This is a genomic window from Pseudomonas sp. AG1028 (genome assembly GCF_007993955.1).
Classification (GTDB): domain Bacteria; phylum Pseudomonadota; class Gammaproteobacteria; order Pseudomonadales; family Pseudomonadaceae; genus Aquipseudomonas; species Aquipseudomonas straminea.
On the sequence record NZ_VIVP01000005.1, the window covers coordinates 362712 to 385382 of the forward strand.

Consider the following 22671-nt stretch of genomic DNA (forward strand, 5'->3'; position numbering starts at 1 on the left):
ACACGGCGGCCGGCGGGCCACCAAATGTGCCATCACGGTCGCTCGGTCAGGCCTTGCGGCGCGGCAGTAGAAAGCTCAGCAGGAACAGGCTGGCGGCCGACACCACGATCGACGGCCCGGCTGGCGTGTCCTTGAACCACGACAGGCTCAGACCACAACACACCGCAATGATGCCCAGCAGGCTGGCACCGAAGGCCATCTGCTCGGGCGTGCGGGCGTGCCGCTGGGCGGCGGCGGCGGGAATGATCAGCAGCGAGGTGATCAGCAGCACGCCGACGATCTTCATGGCCACGGCGATGACGATGGCGATCAGCAGCATCAGCCCCAGGCGGATGGCGGCGACTGGCAGGCCTTCCACGCGCGCCAGTTCCTCGTGCACGGTGATCGCCAGCAGCGGGCGCCACATCAGCACCAGCAGCACCAGCACCAGGGCGCTGCCGGCGAGGATCCAGGCCAGATCCGTAGGGCTCACCGCCAGCAGGTCGCCGAACAGGTAGCCCATCAAGTCGATGCGCACGTCACGCATGAAGCTCAGCACCACCAGGCCCAGGGACAGGGTGCTGTGGGCGAGGATGCCGAGCAGGGTATCGCTGGCCAGCGGCTGGCGAGTCTGCAGGGTCACCAGCAGGATCGCCAGCAGCACGCAACCGACGGTCACCGCGAAGGTCGGGTTGACGTCCAGCATCAGGCCCAGCGCCACGCCGAGCAGGGCGGCGTGGGACAGGGTGTCGCCGAAATAGGCCATGCGCCGCCACACCACGAAGGAACCGAGCGGGCCGGCGACCAGAGCCAGGGCGAGGCCGGCGAGCAGGGCGTTGAGCAGAAAATCAGCCATGCTTGCAGCCGTCTCCATGGATGTGAGGGCGGACCGGGCCGTGGATGGTCAGGCCCGGTTTGTCGCTGACCACGGCGCCGTGCAGGTCGTGTTCGTGGTCATGGTGGTGGTGATAGACGGCCAGGCTCTGGGCGTCGCGGCCGAACAGCTCGACGAAGGCCGGGTCGAAGCTGACCTGCTCCGGATGACCCGAGCAGCACACGTGGCGGTTCAGGCACACCACCTGGTCGGTGGTGCTCATCACCAGGTGCAGGTCGTGGGAAACCATCAGCACGCCGCAGCCATGGCGGTCGCGCAGGCGGGTGATCAGCCGGTACAGCTCGGCCTGGCCGGCGACGTCGACGCCCTGCACCGGCTCGTCGAGCACCAGCAACTGCGGTTCGCGCAGCAGCGCACGGGCCAGCAGCACACGCTGCATCTCACCACCGGAAATGCCCTGCAGCGGGCTGTCGAGCACTTGGCTGGCGCCCACTTCAGCCAGCGCGGCCTGGGCGCGGGCACGATCCACGCCCGGTACCAGGCGCAGGAAACGCAGCACGCTGAGCGGCAGGGTCGGGTCGACGTGCAGCTTCTGCGGCATATAGCCGATGCGCAGCTTGGGCTTGCGCCACACCATGCCGCTGTCCGGAGTGAGCAGGCCGAGCACGGCGCGCACCAGGGTGGTCTTGCCGGCGCCGTTGGGGCCAATCAGGGTGACGATTTCGCCGGGCTGGATGGTCAGCTCGACCTTGTCCAGCACGGTCTGCCCGGTGAAGGCGACGGTCACGCCCTCGAGGCGTATCAGCGCGTCGCTCATTTGTTGCCCTGGCAGCCTGCGCACAGACCGACGACTTCCACGGTCTGGTTTTCCACCGCGAAACCGACGCCCTTGGCGCCGCGCACGATGGCCTCGCTGATGGCGGTCTGCTCCAGCTCCACGGCGGCACTGCAACTGCGGCAGATCAGGAACTGGCTCTGGTGCGCGTGGGCCGGGTGGCTGCAGCCGACGAAGGCGTTGAGCGAGGCGATGCGATGCACCAAGCCGTTTTCCAGTAAAAAATCCAGGGCGCGATAGACAGTGGGCGGCGCGGCGCGGCGGCCGTCTTCCTCGCTGAGCACGGCGAGAATGTCGTAGGCGCCCAGCGGCTTGTGGCTGGCCCACACCAGCTCCAGCACACGCTTGCGCAGGGCGGTCAGGCGCAGGCCCTCGCGGGCGCAGATGGCCTCGGCTTCAGCCAGCGCATGGCTGACGCAGTGGGAGTGATCATGGGGGCGCGATGCCAGTGGTGGCACGACGCTGACGGGTTTGTACATGGCGTGGCCTCGAAACGTAGGACGTTATTCTATTACGCATCGGCGCCGCGATGCCACGCATCGGCCGGTTTGCCCGTCGCCTCGCTTCGACGTGTGGTGAAAAGAGATGTTATTGTATTACTCCCTTTCGCCTGTGACCGATTCCTCCGCCTATGTTGCCGCGCCTGCCTTCCCCGCTTTCTCTGATCCTCTCCCTCGCCCTGCTGGTTGCCGCCGGCGCCGCCCAGGCCGAGGTGCGCGTGCTGACCAGCATCAAGCCCCTGCAGCTGATCGCTGCCGCAGTGCAGAGCGGCGTCGGTGAGCCTGACGTGCTGCTGCCACCGGGCGCCTCGCCGCATCATTACGCGCTGCGCCCCTCGGATATGCGTCGAGTGCAGGAAGTCGATCTGGTGTACTGGGTCGGCCCGGACATGGAGAGCTTCATGCCCCGCGTGCTGGCGACCCGCGAGAAGCCCAGCGTGGCCGTGCAGAGCCTGCCGGGCATGACCTTGCGCCACTTTGGCGAAGAGCATGGCGGTGATCACGATCACGATCACGATCACGAGGCTGGGCAGGCCACCGCCGACGAGCACGACCATGACCATCGCCCTGGCAGCCTGGACGCTCACCTGTGGTTGTCGTCGGCCAACGCCCGAGTGATTGCCGCGCGCATGGCGGCTGATCTTGCCAAGGCCGACCCGGCCAACGCCGCACGCTACCAGGCCAATCTCGAATCCTTCGGCAAGCGCCTGGATGCCCTGGAGCCGCGCCTGCACGCGCAACTCAAGCCGCTGGCCGAAAAGCCGTTCTTCGTGTTCCACGAGGCGTTCGACTATTTCGAGGCCGCCAACGGCCTCAAGCACACCGGCGTATTCAGCGTCGCCAACGAAGTGCAGCCAGGCGCCCGCCATGTGGCGGCCATGCGCGAGCGCCTGCAGGAAGTCGGGCCGACTTGCGTGTTCAGCGAGCCGCCGTTGCGTCCGCGGCTGGCCGAAACCCTGACTGCCGGCCTGCCGGCCACCCTGGCCGAGCTGGATGCCATGGGCAGCCAGGCGCCGCTTGATGCGACAGGCTACGAAAGCATGCTGCAGGCGCTGGCCGATGGTTACAGCGCCTGCCTGGGCAAGCTCTAGGCTAAAGGCGCTGACCGGGCTGCAAGCGCGCCCGGTCAGTGGCGTGAAACTGCCAGGAGCACCTTTCCAGAAAGGCTCATTCGCTATCCTGGCGGGTCGTCATACGCCGGCGCCACAGGTAGATCGCCAGCGCCACCGCTGCCAGTCCGGCGAGCGCCAGGGTGCCATTGCCCAAGTCATGCTCGAGCAACGACTCGCCCAGCACCACGAAGGCCACTGCATAGAGGCCGGTGATCGTCCCGGACACGGCGAAGTAGATCCAGAAAGGTACGCTCGCCATGCCCAGCAGATAGTGCTTGATAAAGAGCGGCACGCCTGGTGCCAGCTTGACCAGCAGTGCGAAACGCAGGGCGCCTGTGCCTTCCTCGAAATCCGGTATGTCGTAGCGGGTGCGTTCGAGCAAGCGAGCCAGCCACGGGCGTAGGCCGCTGCGGGCGATCCAGTAGCAGAACAGCAGGTTGCCGCACAGTGCTACAGCGCTGCCGGCCAGGCCGACAAGGGTGCCGAAGGTCGCGCCGGCGACGATGAAGAAGGGCGTGATCGGCACGCCCAGCGCCGGCAGCAGTGCCATGGCCAGAAAGAAGGGCACCACGCCGGCGTCTTCACGCCAGGCGATGAACGCCTGATGGTCCCAGGCATGCCAGAGCACCGCGCCAAGCACCAGCAGGGCGATCGCGCCCAGCGCACGTCGTACCCAGGAAATAACGGTGGAGCGGCGATGGTGCTTGGGCGAGGCTGATCGCATGGTGGCCCTGCAAGGTCGTGCGCCTGACCCGACCTAGGACGAGCCCATGATGAAGGCCTGCCGCAGCAGACGAAGAGAGCTGCAGCATAGGAGCAAGGGTTCGGCAGGAACAAGGATGGCGCCCGGCCAAGGCGCCACCATTTCGTCACATTCTGCGTCTACAGCGCGAACGGCAATGCCAGGCTGACCTGCTGGCGTGCGGCCAGGCGACGTTCGAACTCGCCCGGATCATGGATCAGCACGTCCTGGCCGGCGAAGGCCTCGGCGGCGATCAGCCGCGACAGCCAGAAACGCACGCAGGCGATGCGCAGCATGGCCGGCCAGATCTCGGCTTCGGCGGCGGTGAACGGGCGCAGCGCGGCGTAGGCGCCCATCACCGCGCGGGCGCGGCCTTCATCCAGACGGCCTTGTTCGTCCGAGCACCAGTCGTTCACGGTGATCGCCAGGTCGTAGAGCATCGGCCCCGAGCAGGCGTTGTAGAAGTCGATCACGCCGCTCAGATGGGTGCCTTCGAACATGCAGTTGTCGCGGAACAGGTCGGCGTGCAGGTTGGCGCGCGGCAGTTTGCGCACCTGCTCCTGCACGGCGGCGATTTCCGCCAGGGCGCTTTCCAGCAGTGCGGTGGCCTCTGGCGTCTGGTGGCTGGCCAGCACCTTGCCCTCGCGCAGCATCCATTCCAGGCCACGGTCGCTCTTGCGCTGCAGCGGGTGGTCGCGGGTCGCCAGGTGAATGCGTGCCAGCAACTCGCCGACTTCATGGCAATGCTGGGCGTTGACGTCGCGAATGTGCCTGCCGCTCAGCCGCGGTTGCAACAGCGCCGGCTTGCCGGCCAGGGTGCGTAGCGCCTCGTTGCTGTCGGTTCGCAGGGCATACGGAACCGGTAGCCCTGCGTCATGCAAGATGTCGAGCAGCTCGATGAAGAACGGCAGGTCCTCGCTGGGGCCGCGCTCGACCAGGGTCAGCACGAACTCGCCCTGTTCCAGGCTGACGAAGAAATTGCTGTTCTCGCTACCGGCCTCGATGCCCTGGAAGTCGAGCAGGCGACCGAGCCCGTAGGGCGCGAGAAAGGTTTCCAGTTGCGGACGTTGCAGCGGGGTGAACACCGACATGAATTGACTGCCTTACCAGCTGAAGATTTCCCAGGCCGGAATCAACATATCCGGCGAATCGGAACGCACGAAGTTGCCGTCGCTGCCGTCGGCCCGTACCAGGAAATAGGGTTTGCCACCTTTCGGGGTGACCTTGATGGCGTAGAGAAACCCGTTGACCCGGTATTCCTCCACGGTGCGATCGCCGTCCTGGCGGATGGTTACGTCGGGCTCGGCCGAGGGCGCATCACTGGCCTGCGCGGCGAACGGCACGGCTGCCAGCACGGCAAGCAGGATCAAGCGATTGAATGGTCCCATGGTAACCTTGTCCCTTTGATATCAACGGTGCTTTGTATTCTAGCGCCACGCCCGCCGAAAAGGTTGATTGCCCTCATGAGCCAAGCTCCCCTCGTCCTGGTCGACGGTTCTTCTTATCTGTACCGCGCCTTTCATGCCCTGCCGCCCCTGACCAACTCCAAAGGCCTGCCCACCGGTGCGGTGAAGGGCGTGCTGAACATGCTGCGCAGCCTGCGCCGCCAATACCCCGACAGCCCCTTCGCGGTGGTCTTCGACGCCAAGGGCGGCACCTTTCGCGACGAGCTGTTCGCCGACTACAAGGCCAACCGCCCGCCGATGCCCGACGAGCTGCGCCTGCAGGTCGAACCGTTGCACGCCAGCGTGCGCGGCCTGGGCCTGCCGCTGCTGTGCGTGGAAGGCGTGGAAGCTGACGACGTGATCGGCACCCTGGCCCGGCAGAGCGCCGCCGAAGGCCGTGACGTGGTGATCTCCACCGGCGACAAGGACATGGCGCAGCTGGTGTGCAAGCACGTCACCCTGGTCAACACCATGACCGGCAGCGTCTACGACATCGAGGGCGTGAAAGAGAAGTTCGGCGTCGGTCCCGAGCTGATCATCGATTACCTGGCGCTGATGGGCGACAAGATCGACAACATTCCCGGCGTGCCGGGCGTCGGCGAAAAGACCGCCTTGGGCCTGCTGGTCGGCGTCGGCGGCGGCCTCGACGTGATCTACGCCAACCTCGACAAGGTGCCCGGCCTGCCGATTCGTGGTGCCAAGACCCTGCCGGCCAAGCTCGAAGAGCACCGCGAGATGGCCTACCTGTCCTACCAGCTCGCAACCATCAAGCTGGACGTGCCGCTGGACCTGAACTGCTCGCAACTGATGCCCGGCGAGCCGGATATCGAGACCCTGACCGCGCTCTACGAGCAGCTGGAATTCAAGGGCTGGCTCGACGAGCTGCTGCGCCAGAACAAGGCTGCCGCGCCCAAGGCCAAGGCGGCTGCGCGATCTGATATGTCGCCACCGGCTGGCGATCTGTTCAGTGCGGCTGCCAGCACGGACGCGGGCGAGGTGCCGGCGGTGCAGGCGGCTGACACGCCGGCCACTGCTGAGGGGCAGCCAACGGTGGTTGCCGGCGAGTACCGCACCATCCTCGACCAAGGCGAGTTCGACACCCTGCTGGAGGACCTTAAGCAGGCTGAGCTGATCGCCTTCGATACCGAAACCACCAGCGTCGACGCCCAGCAGGCTCAGCTGGTCGGCCTGTCCTTCGCGGTCAAGGCCGGCGAGGCGGTTTACGTGCCGGTGGCGCATAGCTACATGGGCGTGCCGCAGCAGCTGGATCGCGACGCCGTGCTACGCGCGCTCAAGCCGATTCTCGAAGACCCGACCAAGGCCAAGGTCGGCCAGCACGCCAAGTACGACATCAACGTACTGGCCAATGCTACTACGCCGATCAACGTGCAGGGCGTGGCCTTCGACACCATGCTCGAGTCCTACGTGCTGGATTCCACCGCCACCCGCCACGATATGGACAGCCTGTCGCTCAAGTACCTGGGCCACAGCACCATCCGTTTCGAGGACATCGCCGGCAAGGGCGCCAAGCAGCTGACCTTCGACCAGATCGCCCTGGAGCAGGCTGGCCCGTACGCCGCCGAAGATGCCGACGTGACCCTGCGCCTGCACCAGAACCTGTGGGCGCGCCTGGAAGAGATTCCGAGCCTGGCCAGCGTGCTGCGCGATATCGAGATCCCCCTGGTGCCGGTGCTGGCGCGCATCGAGCGCAACGGTGCGCTGGTCGATGCCAAGCTGCTCGGCGAGCACAGCCAGGAGCTGGGCGAGAAGCTGGTGGCGCTGGAGCGCCAGGCTTTTGAAGTCGCCGGCGAAGAGTTCAACCTCGGCTCGCCCAAGCAGCTGGGCGCCATCCTCTATGAAAAGCTCGGCCTGCCGATCATCAGCAAGACCGCCAAGGGCCAGGCGTCGACCGCCGAAGCGGTACTCGCCGAGCTGGCCGAGCAGGATTACGAACTGCCCAAGGTGCTGATGCAGTACCGCAGCCTGAGCAAGCTCAAGAGCACCTACACCGATCGCCTGCCGGAGCAGATCAACCCGCGCACCGGGCGCATCCACACCAGTTATCAGCAGGCCGTGGCGTCCACCGGACGGCTGTCGTCCAGCGACCCCAACCTGCAGAACATCCCGATCCGCAGCGCCGAGGGCCGGCGCATTCGCCAGGCGTTCGTAGCGCCGAAGGGCTACAAGCTGGTGGCGGCGGACTATTCGCAGATCGAGCTGCGCATCATGGCCCATCTGTCCCGCGACGAAGGGCTGATGAACGCCTTCCGCGACAACCTTGACGTGCACACCGCGACCGCCGCCGAAGTGTTCAAGGTCGAGCTCGATCAGGTGACCACTGAGCAGCGACGCAGCGCCAAGGCCATCAACTTCGGGCTGATCTACGGCATGGGCGCGCAAAAGCTGGCCAAGGACATCGGCGTCGACGGCAAGACCGCCAAGGCCTACATCGAAACCTACTTCACCCGCTATCCGGGCGTGCGCGAGTACATGGACCGTACCCGTCACCAGGCGGCGGAGCAGGGCTACGTGGAAACCCTGTTCGGGCGGCGCCTGTACTTGCCGGCGATCAAGTCGAGCCGCCCGCAGGAACGCGCCGGGGCCGAGCGTACGGCGATCAACGCGCCGATGCAGGGCACCGCTGCCGACATCATCAAGAAGGCCATGGTCGCCGTCGATGAGTGGCTGACCGAGTCCGGCCTGGATGCGCGAGTGATCCTGCAGGTACACGATGAACTGGTACTCGAGGTTCGCGAGGATCTGGTCGAGCAGGTCAGCGCGCAGATTCGCCCGCTGATGGGCGAAACCGTAAAGCTCGATGTGCCGCTGCTGGTTGAAGTGGGGGTGGGCAACAACTGGGACGAAGCGCACTGAACGGCAAAGAAAACGGGACGCCGTTGCGTCCCGTTTTTAATTAGTACTGGCCGGTCTTAATTGGAATAAAGACCAAACAAAGGGATCTAAGCACCGCTGAACTTTACTTCTGCCCGCCCGGTCAGAGTTTGGGAATGGCCCATAAAGCCCTTCGATGCTCCTTTGTTGTGTTAAGTGTTGGCAGACATCTGAGCCCCGCCCTAGCGGTTCAGACCCTTAAACCCCGATCTTCTCCCTCCCCATACGAAGTTCGGGGTTTTTTTTGCCCGCAGGAAAGTGCTGGCAGCCTTCGTTCCCCGTTTTCTTTCCTGGAGCCTAGCCGCTTCTCGCCAGAGCGCAACGCAAAACGCCCCGCATTGGCGGGGCGTTTCAAGAGGTAGCCTGGCGTCGAACGCAGCGATACCCAGGAGACGCTGGTAAGCACGACACACTCAATCCTGCTCCCGGTCAACCAGGGGCTACGGGAGTGAGTTTATTCCTGGGGTTGCTCGTCTTCCTCGTCGCCCAGCAGGCCCAGCCAGTGGCCGAGCACAGCCTGCGCCTCTTCCACGCCAATGCGCTTGGGCGCCGAGAACAGCTGGATGCTGACGTGCTCGCCCCAGCCCTTGCGGATCTCCTGCTGCACCTTGAGCAAGGTGGTCTTCGCCGCGCCGAAGGCCAGTTTGTCGGCCTTGGTCAGCAGGATGTGCATGGGCATGCCGCTGGCGCCGGACCAGTCGAGCATCATGCGGTCGAACTCGGTCAGCGGGTGGCGGATGTCCATCATCAGGATCAGCCCACGCAGGCTCTCGCGGCTGCCCAGGTAGGCCTCGAGATGCTTCTGCCAGTGCTGCTTGAGCGGAATCGGCACCTTGGCGTAGCCATAGCCGGGCAGGTCGACCAGGCGGCGTTCGTCGTCCAGGCGGAAGAAGTTCAGCAACTGGGTGCGCCCCGGGGTTTTCGAGGTGCGTGCCAGGCTGGCGTGGGTCAGGGTGTTCAGCGCGCTGGACTTGCCGGCGTTGGAGCGGCCGGCGAAGGCGACTTCATAGCCCTGGTCGTCCGGGCACTGGTCGACCTTGGCGGCGCTGATCAGAAAGGTGGCTTGCTGACACAAGCCGATTGCGGGGTTCTTTGCGTGCATCGGAGTTTCCGGTGGAGGGGCGTGCATCGCGGCAGTCTATCAGGCTGGGGGCCTGCTGACCCGCGCAGCCTGACTGCCGTGAGGGCACGTCATTTCAAAGCGGCTGTGCCCACAGGGTCACGTCGAGGCGGTATTCGGCGCCCGGGGCGAGGATCAGCGAGTCGTCCAGCACGTTGGCGTGCTCGATGCAGAGCATGCCCTGCCAGGCGTCATCGGCGAATTGCGACAGGCGTTTGGCCTTGTCGATCCACGGGTTCCACACCACCGCCGAGCCCGAGCCCTGGTTGCGCATGAAGATGCGTCGCTTCCAGATGGGGTCGACGATGCTCAACTGCGGTGGCGTATCGAGGTAGATGCGGTCGGTTTCACCGCTGAAGGTCACCGCGCCGTCCTGTCGTACGTTTTTCCAGTCCTGCAGCGTGTCGACGTAGCCGCAGCCCTCCAGCCCTTCGATGTGCACCTGGCGAATGTCGCTGACCGCGAAGTAGGTGTGCAGCGCCTGGCTGATCGGCAGTTCGCGGTCGCCCAGGTTGCGGGTGGTCAGGCTAAGTTTCAGGCGCTCGCCGAGGTGAATGTCCAGCTGCAGCTCGGCGGCATGCGGCCATTCGGCGATGGGCTGGGCGGCGGTGTCGAAGGCGAACGACAGGGTCACGCCGTCTTCTTCGGTGTTCAGGCCGATCAACTGCCAGTCGCGGTCACGCACCAGGCCGTGGGCCGGCGCATCGGCCGGACGCGAATGGGCGTTGCGGATCGCCTCGGGGTTGCGTTGCAGGTCGCCGAACCAGGGCCAGCACACCGGCACGCCGCCGCGCACGCTCTTGCCGGCGCTGTAGGCCGCTTCGTCGCTGAGCCAGATCAGCGGTTCGCCCTTGGCCGGCTGATAGCTCAGGATCTGCGCGCCCTGTTCGCTGACCACGAGTTCGGCGCCGGCATGCTGGATGCGCCAGCAGGCCAGATCGCCCAGTTGAATGCGTTCGTTGGAAGTGCTCATGGGGGCTGCTCCTGAATAGGTTGGCTGTTGGGCCACGGCGCGGCGGGGAGGTTCGCCAGCACCATGAAAAACGCCCGTCGAGACGGGCGTTTTGCGTTGCCGCACAGTTTACGAGCCGTAGACCTGGGTCGGAAGCCAGGTGATCAGCGCCGGGAACTGGTAGGCGATGACCAGCATCATCAGCTGGATGATGATGAACGGAATCACCCCGCGGTACATGGTCGCGGTACTCACCGTACGGGGTGTGACGCCGCGCAGGTAGAACAGCGAGAAACCCAGCGGTGGGGTGAGGAACGAAGTCTGCAGGTTGAGCGCGATCATCACCCCCAGCCAGACCGGGTCCAGGCCCATGGCCAGCAGCACCGGGCCGACGATCGGCACCACCACGAAGATGATCTCGATGAAGTCGAGAATGAAACCGAGCAGGAAGATCACCAGCATGACCAGGAAGAACGCGCCGAGCACACCGCCGGGCAGCTGCTGGAACACGTCCTCGATCAGCGCTTCACCGCCGAAGCCTCGAAACACCAGGGAGAACAGTGAGGCGCCGATCAGGATCAGGAACACCATACTGGAAATTTCCGTGGTGCCCTGGGCCACGCTGCGTAGCTGCGGCAGGCTCAACTGGCCCTTGAACAGCGCCAGCAGAGTCGCGCCGACGGCGCCGATGGCAGCAGCCTCGGTGGGCGTGGCGTAACCGGCGAGAATCGAGCCGAGCACCGCGATGATCAACGCCAGCGGCGGCACCAGAGAGCCGAGCAGCTTGCCCCATTGCACCTCGCCCAGCTCTTCCTTGGGTACCACGGGCATCTTCTTCGGCTGGAAGATCGCCACCAGGATCAGGTAAACGACGTACAGCACCACCAGCAGCAGACCCGGTATCAACGCGCCCATGAACAGGTCGCCGACCGATACCGTCTTGGGCGAGAAGATGCCCATGCGCAGCTGGGCCTGCTGGTAGGCGCTGGACATCACGTCACCCAGCAGCACCAGTACGATGGATGGCGGAATGATCTGCCCCAGGGTGCCGGTGGCGGCCAGAGTGCCGGTCGCCACCGCGGGGTCGAAGCCGCGCTTGAGCAGGGTCGGCAGGGCCAGCAGGCCCATGGTCACCACCGTGGCGCCGACGATGCCGGTGCTGGCGGCGAGCAGCGCGCCCACCAGGCACACCGAAATCGCCAGACCGCCGCGGATGCCGCCGAACAGGCGCGACATCGAGTCGAGCAGGTCTTCGGCGACCTTGGACTTTTCCAGCATCACGCCCATGAACACGAACAGCGGCACGGCCAGCATGGTCTGGTTGTTCATGATGCCGAACAGGCGGTTGGGCAGGGCGCTCAGGTACCCGGCGTCGAAGGTGCCGGTGACCACGCCGATACCGGCGAACAGCAACGACACGCCGGCCAGGGTGAAGGCCACCGGGTAGCCGCCCATCAGCACCAGGCAGATGCTGACGAACAGCAGGATCGACATGACTTCAGCCATGTTTCACCTCCTGCTCCGGCAGCACGCCACACAGCAGGTAGATCGCCTTGATCAGGTTGGAAATGCCCTGCAGCGTGAGGCTGACCACCAGCACCAGAATGATGCTCTTCTGCAGATAGACGAATTTCAGGCCGCCCGACTCGCTCGAGCCCTCGCGGGTCGACCAGGAATTGGCCACGTAGTCCCAGCTTGCCCAGCCGAGGAACAGGCACACCGGCAGCAGCAGGAACAGGGTGCCGAGCACCTCCACCAGCGCCTGCCGGCGGCCGCTGAACTGCTGGTAGAAGATATCCACACGCACATGGGCGTTACGCTGCAACGCCCAGGCCGAGGCGCCCATGAACACCAGCGCGTGGGCGTAGAGCACGGCTTCCTGCAGCGCTGTGGCGCCTAGGTTCATGCCGTAGCGCAGGGTCACCACCAGGGCCGTGCCGAGTACCAGAAACAGGGTCAACCAGGAGCAGGCCTGGCCGAAGCGGAAGTTCACGGCGTCGATGACCCGTGCGATCCCCAGGGGAAGTGAAGGCGTGTTGGACATGATGCGTCCTTATAGTTATCGGAAAAGAGCAAAAAGCGGGGGATTTTAGGCAGCGCCTCGCGTATCGGGCAATGCGGCGCGGGCGGGCCTACGAGAGTTGAAAGGCGCTTTGAGAATGGCGTTCTTGAGCCCTCGGGTGTCATTGATGGCACTTGGCTAGACACGGGTTGAAACACTTGCCCGGTCTGCCCGACCAATGGGCGGGAATAGGATAGCGCGCGGGCGGTTGGCGGACCGCCGCGGTTACATAGAGGCCTGAACGGCCCAAGGTGATTACAACAACAAGGAGCTACCTATGAAACGTCGCCAAATTCTGGCTGCAGCAGGTGTCGGCATTGCCGCCGGAGCGCTGGTCGGTTGCAAGGAGGAAGCCGGCACCGCCGATGCGTCCAAACCGGCCGCCGAGGCCAAGACCTTCAACTGGAAAATGGTCACCTCCTGGCCGAAGAACTTCCCTGGTGTGGGTGTGGGCGCCGAGCGCTTTGCCAAGCTCGTCGAGCAGATGAGCAACGGTCGCCTGAAGATCAAGGTCTACGCTGCCGGTGAGCTGGTGCCGGCTCTCGAAGTATTCGATGCGGTCTCGCGCGGCACCGCGGAAATGGGCCACGGCGCGCCCTACTACTGGAAGGGCAAGGTGCCCGCCGCACAGTTCTTCTGCGCCCTGCCGTTCGGCCCCAACGCCCAGGAAATGAACGCCTGGCTGCACTACGGCGGCGGCATCCAGCTCTGGGAGGAGGTCTACAAACCCTACGGTGTGCTGCCGATGGCCTGCGGTGCCACCGGCGTGCAGACCGCCGGCTGGTTCAACAAGGAAATCAACTCGGTCGATGACCTCAAAGGTCTGAAGATGCGCACCCCGGGCCTGGGCGGCGAAGTGCTGACCAAGGTGGGCGGCACCGTGGTGAACATGCCCGCCGGTGAAATCTTCACCGCGCTGCAGACCGGCACCATCGACGCCACCGAGTGGATCGGCCCGTACAACGACCAGGCGCTGGGCCTGCACAAGGCGGCCAAGTACTACTACACGCCGGGCTGGCAGGAGCCGAACGTCACCTTCGAGCTGGACATCAACCTCAAGGCCTGGGAAACCCTGCCGGCGGACCTGCAGGCCATCGTTCGCGCCGCCGCTCGTGACGTCAACGGCGACATGCTCGACGACTACAACGCCAAGAACATGGAGTCCATGGAGCAGTTAAAAAAGGACGGCGTCGACGTGCGCCGCCTGCCGGACGAGGTGCTCGCCAAACTCAAGGAAGTCTCCGCCGAAGTGGTCGACGCCACTGCCGCCGCGGATCCTGCCGCGCAAAAGGTCTGGGAGCAGCAGAAGACCTACCTGGCGCGCCTGTACGAATACGCCGAAGCGAACGAGAAGGATATCTACGCGATTCGGTGACGGGCTGATTGAAGGCAGAAGCAGACATTCGGCGAGTGCGTAGGAGCGGCTTTAGCCGCGAGCTTTATGAGGTTGCAAAGAGCTCGGGGCTAAAGCCTCTCCTACAAAAACCACGTGTTCACCGGCCGCTTGCGCCACCTAGCAGTCAGAGCCAATAAAACCGCTGCGAAGCTGATGCTGCAAAAACAACAACGCCGGCGATAGCCGGCGTTGTTGTTTTCAGCAGATCCAGACCAAGCGAGCTAGAGCCATGCAAGGCAAAAACAGGCGAGAAAGCGGAGTGTACTTTTGTACATGAGCATTTCGAGCCTGTTTTTAACGCAGCAGGGCCGACGCGCAGCTGGTCGCTTTTTTAAGCACGCTTGCGGTTGCTGATCATGGTGCCATTACCCACATCGGTGAAGATCTCCAGCAGCACGGCGTTTGGCACGCGGCCGTCGATGATGTGCGAGCTGGTCACGCCGCCCTGTACCGCTTCCAGAGCACACTTGATCTTCGGCAGCATGCCGCCGTAGATGGTGCCGTCGGCGATCAGTTCGTTGACCTGCTCGGTGCTCAGCCCGGTCAGTACTTCGCCCTGCTTGTCCATCAGGCCGGCGATGTTGGTCAGCAGCATCAGCTTCTCGGCTTTCAGCGCTTCGGCCACCTTGCCGGCCACCAGGTCGGCGTTGATGTTGTAGGACTCACCTTTCGGGCCCACGCCAATCGGCGCGATCACCGGAATGAAGTCGCCCTTGACCAGCATGTTCAACAGGTCGGTGTTCACCCCGGTGACCTCGCCAACGTGGCCGATGTCGATGATTTCCGGCTGGGTCATTTCCGGCGTCTGTCGGCTGACGGTGAGCTTGCGCGCACGGATCAGCTCGGCATCCTTACCGGTCAGGCCGATGGCGCTGCCGCCATGGCGGTTGATCAGGTTGACGATGTCCTTGTTGACCTGGCCGCCGAGCACCATTTCCACCACGTCCATGGTCGCCGCGTCGGTGACGCGCATGCCGTCGATGAAGTGGCTTTCGATGGAGAGTCGCTTGAGCAGGTCGCCGATCTGCGGGCCGCCGCCGTGAACCACCACCGGGTTGATGCCCACCGCCTTCATCAGCACGATATCGCGCGCGAAGCCTTCCTTCAGGTCATCACTTTCCATGGCGTTGCCGCCGTACTTGATCACCAGGGTCTTGCCAACGAAGCGACGGATGTACGGCAGTGCTTCGGACAGCACCTTGGCGACGTTGGTGGCGGCTTCACGCTCTAGGGTCATGCGGGGCTCCAGTGCTGGACGGGTCAGAACGGTAGTTGGACGTCAGGGGCGACGCGGTGCATCTGCGAACGGAACAGCTCCTGGATCCGCTCCAGCTCGGCCTGGCTTTCCGCTTCGAAGCGCAGCACCAGTACCGGCGTGGTATTGGATGCACGCACCAGGCCCCAACCTTTGGGGTAATCGACGCGCACACCGTCGAGGTTGGTCACACTGCCTTCGCCCCACTGACCTTCACGCTGCAGGCGTTCGATGATCGGGAACTTGGTTTGCTCGGTGACCTGCACGTTGATTTCCGGGGTCGACACGTCGTTGGGGAACGCGGCGAACACCTGCTCGGCGGTGCGCTTGTCCTGGCTGAGAATTTCCAGCAGGCGCGCGGCGGCGTAGATGCCGTCGTCGAAACCGAACCAGCGTTCCTTGAAGAACACGTGGCCGCTCATCTCGCCGGCCAGCAGGGCGCCGGTTTCCTTCATCTTCTTCTTGATCAGCGAGTGACCGGTTTTCCACATCACCGGACGGCCGCCGTAGCCGCTGATCAGCGGGGTCAGGCGGCGGGTGCATTTGACGTCGAAGATGATGTCGGCGCCCGGGTTGCGCGACACCACGTCCTTGGCGAACAGCATCAGCAGGCGGTCCGGGTAGACGATGGTACCGGTGTTGGTGACCACGCCCACGCGGTCGCCATCGCCGTCGAAGGCCAGGCCGACGTCGGCGTTCTCTTCCTTGACCTTGGCGATCAGGTCGACCAGGTTCTCGGGCTTGCCCGGATCCGGGTGGTGGTTGGGGAAATTGCCGTCGACCTCGCAGTACAGCGGAATCACCTTGCAGCCCAGCGCCTCGATCAGCTGCGGGGCGATCACCCCGGCAGCGCCGTTGCCGCAATCGACCACCACGCGCAGCGGCTTGGCCATGGCGATGTCGCTGCGGATCTGCTCCAGGTAGCGTGGCAGCAGGTCGACGCGCTCGACGCTGCCTTCACCGCTGCTCAGGTCGTTGGTGTCGATGCGGGTCTTCAGTGCCTGGATCTGTTCGTTGGCCAGGGTGTCGCCAGCGATGACGATCTTGAAACCGTTGTAGTCCGGCGGGTTGTGGCTGCCGGTGAGCATCACCGCGGTCTTGCCGGCCAGCACATGGGCGGCGAAGTAGACCACCGGGGTCGGCACCATGCCGACGTCGCTGACGTGGCAGCCGCTGTCGGCCACACCCTGAATCAGCTGCTCCACCAGGCTCGGGCCGGACAGGCGGCCGTCACGGCCAACGGCGACGTTCGGCTCGCCCTCGGCCAGGCTTTGCGAGCCGATGGCGCGGCCGATCCAGTAGGCGGTTTCCGGGGTCAGGCCTGCGCCCACCACACCGCGGATGTCATAGGCTCGGAAGATGTCTGCTGGGAGTTTCGGGGCTTGCGGCGCGGTCATGATCGGTGTCTGCTCCAGTCCCAGGAGATCCTGGTCGTCGTCGAGGATGTCGATATCGAGAATATCGGTGTCTTGAAACAGCGGATTCACGAAATCCGCTGGCTTGGCTGCGACGCGGCTACTGGGTGCTTCACTGGCAGCGGGCTCCGGGCGGGTCGCCACGGGTTCCTGGGCACGACGGGGCAGTCGGCTCAGGTTCTGCGCCAGGTTGTTCAGGGCGGGCAGGCTCAAGCTGAAGGCTTTGACGGCTTTGCCCGCGGAGAGTTCTTTTACCAGTTCGCTCAGTTGCGCGACGTCGCGCGCCAGGCGCTGCTGCAGGCCGCGGTTGACCAGGTAGAGGCCTGCCAGCGCACCGGCCAGGGCGACCAGCAGCGCGAGCCCCAGGAGCGCGGGCGACAGGCCCGAGGCGCCGAGGCTGGAGGCCGGCGTGAAGTTCAGCGTCCAGTGCGGGTTGCCGGTGGCGAACGCCTGGGCCGTGCCCTCGGCCTGGCCGCGCTGGGCCAGCACCTGGGCAGCGCCGGCGTCGAAGCGTTGCACCAGCTGGATCTGCCCGACGTCCGCCGGCAGTGGCGGCAGATTGCCGAGCAGGCGGTTGAGGTCGACGGCCAGCAGCAGGGTGCCGACCATGGGCTGCTTATCGTTCTGGCGCACCGGCGCCACGCTGTAGGACAGCCAGCGTTCGCCGACCTTATAGGCTTCCATGGCCGGCGCCTGACCGGCTTCCAAGCGGCGCAGCAGGTCCAGCGCAGCGAAGTTCATCGGCGCGGCGCGCGAGCTGTCCGGGACTGCCTGGCCGGGCAAGTTGAGCTGGGCATCGACAACGCCGTTCCAGTAGCGCAGGCCGTTCTCGGCATTGCGCAGCTGGGCTTCATCACCACTCTGCAGCGCCTGCGCCAGTTCCGGGTTGCGCGCGGCGGCCAGGGTGTCGGCGCTGAGCTGCTTCAGAGCCTGCTGCAGGCTGGCCGCCTGGGTGCTGCCCCAGGCCTGGCTGAGCTGTTGCTGCTGCACCTGCTGCGCCGGGCTCACTGCGGCGAACCATAGGATGGCGCCGGCCAGGGCCACGCCAAGGGCGGCGGCGATCACGCCGGGCAGCAGATCGGCCGAGGCTTTGGCCTGGCCACGAGGAGCGTGTTGCGAGTCGCCGGGGCGTTCTTCCTTGGGCGCGCGTTTGAAGCCTTTCATCCGACGTCTCCTGGCGAACTAGAAGGGGATCACTTGGTACCCGAGTGGCCGAATCCACCGGCACCGCGTTCGCTGTCGTCGAATTCCTCGACCACCTCGAAACGTGCCTGGATCACCGGCACCAGCACCAACTGAGCGATACGCTCGCCGATGCTCATCTTGAAGCTGGTGTTGCCGCGGTTCCAGCACGACACCATCAGCTCACCCTGGTAGTCCGAGTCGATCAGGCCGACCAGGTTGCCCAGCACGATGCCATGTTTGTGGCCCAGGCCCGAGCGCGGCAGGATCAGCGCGGCCAGGCCCGGATCAGCGACGTGAATGGCCAGGCCGGTGGGAATCAGCACGGTCTGGCCCGGCTCCAGGGTCAGGTCTTCCTTGAGCATGGCACGCAGATCCAGGCCGGCGGAACCGGGCGTGGCGTAGGCGGGCATGGGAAATTCACTGCCGAGGCGGGGGTCGAGGATCTTGGCTTGTAAGGCGTGCATGGTGCGATCAGGATTTCCGTGAAAATGAATGTCAGGATTTGGGTTGCTGCGCGGCTATGAAGCTCACCAACTGACGGGCGATCTTGCCCTTGCTGGTCTGCGCGAAGCTGGTCTGCTGCAGCGCGCGATCGATGATGGTGATCGCGTTGTCCTCGCTGTTGAAGCCGATGCTCGGGTTGGCCACGTCGTTGGCGACGATCAGGTCGAGGTTCTTGTCCTTGAGCTTGCGCGAGGCGTACTCCAGCAGGTTCTCGGTCTCGGCGGCGAAGCCGACGCTGAACGGGCGGTCATCACGATGCGCCAGGGTGGCGAGGATGTCGGGGTTGCGCACCATCTGCAACAGCAGACCATCGCCGCTGTTGGGGTCTTTCTTCAATTTGTGCTGGGCGACAACTTCCGGGCGGTAGTCAGCGACCGCTGCTGCGGCGATGAGAATGTCGCAGGGCATCGCCGCTTCGCAGGCGGCGAGCATGTCGCGGGCGCTGACCACGTCGATGCGGTTGACCCGGTCTGGCGTTGGCAGGTGCACCGGGCCGCTGATCAGGGTGACCTTGGCACCGGCTTCCACCGCCGCTTCGGCGAGGGCGAACCCCATCTTGCCGGAGCTGTGGTTGGTGATGTAACGCACCGGGTCGATGTTTTCCTGGGTCGGACCGGCAGTAATCAGCACGTGCTTGCCGGTCAGCGCCAGGTGCTCGAAGCAGTCGGCGGCCAGGTGCGCCAGGTCGTCGGCCTCGAGCATGCGGCCCAGGCCAATGTCGCCACAGGCCTGGCTGCCGGAAGCCGGGCCGAACAGCTTCAGGCCACGGCTGCGCAGCAGCTCGACGTTGGCAAGCGTCGCCGGATCGCGCCACATCGCCTGGTTCATGGCCGGCGCCAGGGCCACCGGGGCATCGGTGGCCAGCACCAGCGTGGTCAGCAGGTCATCGGCGACACCTTGGGCCAGGCGCGCCATCAGGTCGGCGGTGGCCGGCGCGATCAGCACCAGGTCGGCCCAGCGCGCCAGTTCGATATGGCCCATGGCGGCTTCGGCCGCCGGGTCGAGCAGATCCAGATGCACCGGGTGGCCGGACAGCGCCTGCAGGGTCAGCGGGGTGATGAATTCGCGACCGCCCTGGGTCATGACCACGCGCACTTCGGCGCCCTGATCCTTGAGGCGACGGACCAGCTCGGCGCTCTTGTACGCCGCGATGCCGCCACCCACGCCGAGGATGATGCGTTTGCGATACAGCCGCTGCATAACTCTGCCTTTGTCGTGTGTAGTTACAGACGCAGATGCCCGAGACCTCCCCAGGCCCGGCGCCCTGCGAAAAACCGGGCTACGATAGCACAGCGGCAGCAGGGGAGCAGCGGCGTGCCGGGCGAGTGATGGCCGGCGTCATAGCGATGGACAGGGAGCGTCTGATGAGCATTCGTGAGTGGCCCGCGGCAGAGCGCCCGCGGGAAAAACTGCTGGCCCAGGGAGCGGCCAGTTTGACCGACGCCGAACTGCTGGCGATCTTTCTACGCACCGGTGTGGCGGGGCAAAGTGCAGTAGATCTGGCCCGCCACCTGCTCGCCGATTTTGGCAGCCTGCGCGCACTGTTGCAGGCCGATCTGCCGTCCTTCTGTCAGCGCCTGGGCCTCGGCCCCGCCAAGTTCGCCCAGTTGCAGGCGGTGCTGGAAATGGGCCGTCGCCATCTGGCTGAGCAGTTGCGCCGCGACTCGGCGCTGGAAAGCCCCCAGGCAGTGCGCGATTACCTCAAGGCGCTGCTACGCCACGAACCTCACGAAGTGTTCGGCTGCCTGTTTCTCGATGCCAAGCACCGGGTGCTGGCTTTCGAGGCGCTGTTCCACGGCTCCATCGACAGTGCCAGCGTTTATCCCAGGCAAGTCGTGAAACGCGCCCTGGCCCATAACGCCGCGGCGCTGATCCTCACCCATAACCACCCTTCAGGCGTCGCCGAACCCAGCCAGGCCGACAAGGTACTTACCCAGCGCCTCAAGGACGCCTTGGCGCTGGTCGAGGTGCGCGTGCTCGACCATTTCATCGTCGGTGACGGCGAGCCGCTGTCGATGGCCGAGCACGGCTGGATGTAGCCTGGCCGCGCGATAGCCTCAGTCCTTAAGGCTGACCCTAGAAAAGTCCTGCCGGCCGAACGGGCTTACGCTGTAACCCTCGACGCCCTTGCGGGTCAGCGCGTAGGCGGTCGGGTGAGCCAGGGGCAGCCACAGCGCCTGCTGCTGGATGATCGTCTGGGCATCATTATAGAGAGCGCTGCGTTTGGCCTGGTCGCTGATGGCTTTGCCGTCGGCGATCAGCTTATCGAGCTTGGCGTCGCAGAAGCGCGCGAAGTTGAGGCCCGACTCCACCGAGGCGCAGGAAAACTGCGGGGTTAGGAAGTTGTCCGGGTCGCCGTTGTCGCCGGCCCAACCCATGAACAACAGGTCATGCTCGCCGGCCTTGGCACGGCGGATCAGCTCGCCCCACTCGATCACGCGGATCTGCGCCTTGATGCCGACTTCGGCCAGATCGGCCTGCAGCAGCTGTGCGCCGAGGCTCGGGTTGGGGTTGAGCAGGCTGCCCGATGGGCGCGTCCAGATGGTGGTGCTGAAGCCGTCGGCCAGCCCGGCTTGCTTGAGCAGCTCGCGGGCCTTCTGTGGGTCATGGGCGTAGCCCGGCAGGCTGCTGGCGTAGCTCCAGGTGTTTGGCGGGTAGGGGCCATTGGCCGGTTCTGCGCTGTTCTCGAATACCGCCTTGATATAGCTGCTCTTGTCGAAGGCCAGGTTGATGGCCTGGCGCACGGCGGGCTTGTCCAGCGGCGGGTGCTGGCTGTTGATAGCGACGAAGGCGGTCATGAAGGCGGCGGTCTTCACGGTAGCGAGGTCGGCATCCTTGCTCGCCGCTTCGACATCGACCGGCTTGGGCGACAGGGCGATCTGGCATTCACCGCTGCGCAGGCGCTGCAGGCGCACGTTGGCATCCGGGGTGATGGCGAAGACCAGGTTGTCGACCTCGGGCTTGCCGGCGAAGTAGTCGGCGTTGGCCGTGTAGCGCACCGCGGCGTCCTTCTGAAAGCGGCGGAACACGAAGGGCCCGGTGCCGATTGGCTGGCTGTTGAGCTTCTCCGGCGTGCCGGCTCTGAACAGCTGGTCGGCGTACTCGGCGGAATAGATTGAGGCGAAGCCCATGCTCAGGGTGGCCAGGAAGGTCGCGTCCGGCTTGTTGAGGGTGATGCGCACGGTATGGGCGTCGACCTTTTCCACCGCCTTGATCAGCGCGGGCCACTGCATCGACTGGGCGTGGGGGTAGCCGCTGGCGGCGGTCTTGTACCAGGGATGGTTGGGGTCGAGCATGCGCTGGAAGCTGAACAGCACGTCATCGGCTTCCAGCGTCCGGCGGGTGGGCTTGAAGTAGTCGGTGCGGTGGAACAGCACGTCCTTGCGCAGGGTGAAGGTGTAGCTCAAACCGTCGTCGGAAATCTTCCAGCTGCTGGCCAGGCTGGGTACCAGCTTGCCCTTGGCAGCGTCGAACTCCACCAGGCGATTCATCAGCACGTCCGCCGAGGCGTTGGTGGTGGTCAGGGAGTTGTACTGCACCACATCGAAGCCATCGGGGCTGGCTTCGGTACAGACGCTCAGGGTCGCGGCCTGGGCGAATAGCGGGGCGACGAGCAGCGGCAACAGGGCAAGGCGCATGGTGATCTCCTGAACGAAACGGCGCGCATCCGGCGGGCCGGTCATGAAACACTGAGGGGAGAGGGTCGCGTTAACGCGTGGACAGACCCTAAACGATAAGATGCAGGCTAACAATGCAATACGGCGACGAGCGGTCGTTCGTGTCCATGCCCGCCGCCTGGGGCTCAGCGTCCGAATGGCGTGCATTTTAAAGTGCGTTTGCGCTTGTTGCTGTGGGGCCTTTCTGGTATAAAGCAGCGCTCTTTTCTAGGGGCCCGGTTGCTTGATCGCGATCTATCACCGGTAAGACCCTGAAGAAACGCGGCGCCCAGCGCCGAAAAACAGAGATTAAGCGGCCAACCCATGCCGGGTTGGGCATGTGGTTTTAGAGGGCTGAGGTATGTCGAGAGTCTGTCAAGTTACCGGTAAGGGTCCGGTAACCGGGAATAACATTTCCCACGCAAACAACAAAACCCGTCGTCGTTTCCTGCCGAACCTGCAGCATCACCGCTTCTGGGTCGAGTCTGAAAACCGCTTCGTACGTCTGCGCCTGTCCACCAAAGGCATGCGCATCATCGACAAGCGTGGTATTGACGTAGTGCTGGCCGAGCTTCGTGCTCGCGGCGAAAAGGTTTAAGGAGACTGTCATGCGTGAACTGATCCGTTTGGTGTCCAGCGCCGGTACCGGCCACTTCTACACCACCGACAAGAACAAGCGCACCACTCCGGACAAGATCGAGATCAAGAAATACGATCCGGTCGTCCGCAAGCACGTTGCGTACAAGGAAGCCAAGATCAAGTAATTGATCGGCTGACTCGAAAAGC

The 22671-nt window shown here is 64.8% G+C and carries 21 protein-coding genes; 6 read left to right on the forward strand and 15 right to left on the reverse strand.

Going from position 1 to position 22671, the window contains the following annotated elements; translation table 11 throughout:
* Positions 1-46 precede the first annotated feature (46 nt).
* Genes znuB through FB481_RS10560 form a run of 3 tightly spaced genes read right to left on the reverse strand, consistent with a single transcriptional unit; the run spans position 47 to position 2128 of the window.
* Positions 47-835, reverse strand: a complete 789-nt coding sequence (znuB, locus tag FB481_RS10550; protein ID WP_074886094.1) for a zinc ABC transporter permease subunit ZnuB — start codon at positions 833-835, stop codon at positions 47-49.
* Positions 828-1631, reverse strand: a complete 804-nt coding sequence (znuC, locus tag FB481_RS10555) for a zinc ABC transporter ATP-binding protein ZnuC (protein ID WP_093500741.1) — start codon at positions 1629-1631, stop codon at positions 828-830. The genes znuB and znuC overlap by 8 nt, the downstream gene beginning before the upstream one ends.
* Positions 1628-2128, reverse strand: coding sequence for a Fur family transcriptional regulator (locus FB481_RS10560; RefSeq protein ID WP_027908539.1), 501 nt, complete (start codon positions 2126-2128; stop codon positions 1628-1630). The genes znuC and FB481_RS10560 overlap by 4 nt, the downstream gene beginning before the upstream one ends.
* 152 nt (positions 2129-2280) lie before the next feature.
* On the opposite strand from FB481_RS10560, the gene znuA reads away from it, so the two are divergent.
* On the forward strand, positions 2281-3240 hold the full coding sequence (gene znuA, locus FB481_RS10565) for a zinc ABC transporter substrate-binding protein ZnuA (RefSeq protein ID WP_256662730.1): 960 nt from the start codon (positions 2281-2283) through the stop codon (positions 3238-3240).
* A gap of 76 nt (positions 3241-3316) precedes the next feature.
* On the opposite strand, the gene FB481_RS10570 is transcribed toward znuA, so the two are convergent.
* From FB481_RS10570 to FB481_RS10580, 3 genes are all read right to left on the reverse strand, one after another.
* A complete protein-coding gene (locus FB481_RS10570) occupies positions 3317-3985 on the reverse strand; it encodes a TVP38/TMEM64 family protein (RefSeq protein WP_093500739.1) in 669 nt (222 codons plus the stop codon).
* 158 nt (positions 3986-4143) lie between these two features.
* The gene (locus tag FB481_RS10575; RefSeq protein ID WP_147176298.1) at positions 4144-5094 is read right to left on the reverse strand and encodes a homoserine kinase; all 951 of its coding nucleotides are present in this window, start codon (positions 5092-5094) and stop codon (positions 4144-4146) included.
* A gap of 12 nt (positions 5095-5106) precedes the next feature.
* Positions 5107-5391, reverse strand: a complete 285-nt coding sequence (locus FB481_RS10580) for a DUF2782 domain-containing protein (protein WP_013793388.1) — start codon at positions 5389-5391, stop codon at positions 5107-5109.
* A gap of 75 nt (positions 5392-5466) precedes the next feature.
* Here FB481_RS10580 and polA point away from each other — a divergent pair, with 75 nt between their 5' ends.
* Positions 5467-8322 carry a DNA polymerase I gene (polA, locus tag FB481_RS10585; RefSeq protein ID WP_147176299.1) on the forward strand — a complete coding sequence of 952 codons (2856 nt, stop codon included), beginning with the start codon at positions 5467-5469 and terminating at the stop codon, positions 8320-8322.
* Positions 8323-8794: 472 nt separating this feature from the next.
* On the opposite strand, the gene yihA is transcribed toward polA, so the two are convergent.
* From yihA to FB481_RS10605, 4 genes are all read right to left on the reverse strand, one after another.
* The gene (yihA, locus tag FB481_RS10590; protein ID WP_147176300.1) at positions 8795-9442 is read right to left on the reverse strand and encodes a ribosome biogenesis GTP-binding protein YihA/YsxC; all 648 of its coding nucleotides are present in this window, start codon (positions 9440-9442) and stop codon (positions 8795-8797) included.
* A gap of 94 nt (positions 9443-9536) precedes the next feature.
* Positions 9537-10433 (reverse strand): D-hexose-6-phosphate mutarotase, encoded by an 897-nt coding sequence (locus FB481_RS10595; protein WP_147176301.1) that lies wholly within the window; start codon positions 10431-10433, stop codon positions 9537-9539.
* A gap of 108 nt (positions 10434-10541) precedes the next feature.
* Positions 10542-11918 (reverse strand): TRAP transporter large permease subunit, encoded by a 1377-nt coding sequence (locus tag FB481_RS10600; RefSeq protein WP_093500731.1) that lies wholly within the window; start codon positions 11916-11918, stop codon positions 10542-10544.
* The gene (locus FB481_RS10605; RefSeq protein WP_093500729.1) at positions 11911-12456 is read right to left on the reverse strand and encodes a TRAP transporter small permease subunit; all 546 of its coding nucleotides are present in this window, start codon (positions 12454-12456) and stop codon (positions 11911-11913) included. The genes FB481_RS10600 and FB481_RS10605 overlap by 8 nt, the downstream gene beginning before the upstream one ends.
* Before the next feature lie 295 nt (positions 12457-12751).
* Between FB481_RS10605 and FB481_RS10610 the strand changes: the two genes are divergently transcribed.
* Positions 12752-13849, forward strand: coding sequence for a TRAP transporter substrate-binding protein (locus FB481_RS10610; protein WP_147176302.1), 1098 nt, complete (start codon positions 12752-12754; stop codon positions 13847-13849).
* Between the two features lie 352 nt (positions 13850-14201).
* On the opposite strand, the gene argB is transcribed toward FB481_RS10610, so the two are convergent.
* The 4 genes from argB to coaBC form a co-directional block, all read right to left on the reverse strand.
* Positions 14202-15107, reverse strand: coding sequence for an acetylglutamate kinase (gene argB / locus FB481_RS10615; protein WP_013793381.1), 906 nt, complete (start codon positions 15105-15107; stop codon positions 14202-14204).
* A gap of 23 nt (positions 15108-15130) precedes the next feature.
* Positions 15131-16522 carry a phosphomannomutase/phosphoglucomutase gene (gene algC / locus FB481_RS23260; RefSeq protein WP_218571901.1) on the reverse strand — a complete coding sequence of 464 codons (1392 nt, stop codon included), beginning with the start codon at positions 16520-16522 and terminating at the stop codon, positions 15131-15133.
* Between the two features lie 1211 nt (positions 16523-17733).
* Entirely contained in the window at positions 17734-18189 is a 456-nt protein-coding gene (gene dut, locus FB481_RS10625) for a dUTP diphosphatase (protein WP_147176304.1), read from the reverse strand.
* 31 nt (positions 18190-18220) lie between these two features.
* Entirely contained in the window at positions 18221-19429 is a 1209-nt protein-coding gene (coaBC, locus tag FB481_RS10630; protein ID WP_147176305.1) for a bifunctional phosphopantothenoylcysteine decarboxylase/phosphopantothenate--cysteine ligase CoaBC, read from the reverse strand.
* A gap of 164 nt (positions 19430-19593) precedes the next feature.
* Between coaBC and radC the strand changes: the two genes are divergently transcribed.
* Positions 19594-20268, forward strand: coding sequence for a DNA repair protein RadC (gene radC, locus FB481_RS10635; RefSeq protein ID WP_093500721.1), 675 nt, complete (start codon positions 19594-19596; stop codon positions 20266-20268).
* 18 nt (positions 20269-20286) lie between these two features.
* On the opposite strand, the gene FB481_RS10640 is transcribed toward radC, so the two are convergent.
* Positions 20287-21867 (reverse strand): ABC transporter substrate-binding protein, encoded by a 1581-nt coding sequence (locus FB481_RS10640; protein ID WP_093501223.1) that lies wholly within the window; start codon positions 21865-21867, stop codon positions 20287-20289.
* Between the two features lie 379 nt (positions 21868-22246).
* On the opposite strand from FB481_RS10640, the gene rpmB reads away from it, so the two are divergent.
* Together rpmB and rpmG are read left to right on the forward strand one after the other, a co-directional pair.
* The gene (gene rpmB / locus FB481_RS10645) at positions 22247-22483 is read left to right on the forward strand and encodes a 50S ribosomal protein L28 (RefSeq protein ID WP_013793374.1); all 237 of its coding nucleotides are present in this window, start codon (positions 22247-22249) and stop codon (positions 22481-22483) included.
* 10 nt (positions 22484-22493) lie between these two features.
* Positions 22494-22649 (forward strand): 50S ribosomal protein L33, encoded by a 156-nt coding sequence (rpmG, locus tag FB481_RS10650; protein WP_013793373.1) that lies wholly within the window; start codon positions 22494-22496, stop codon positions 22647-22649.
* Positions 22650-22671 lie beyond the last annotated feature (22 nt).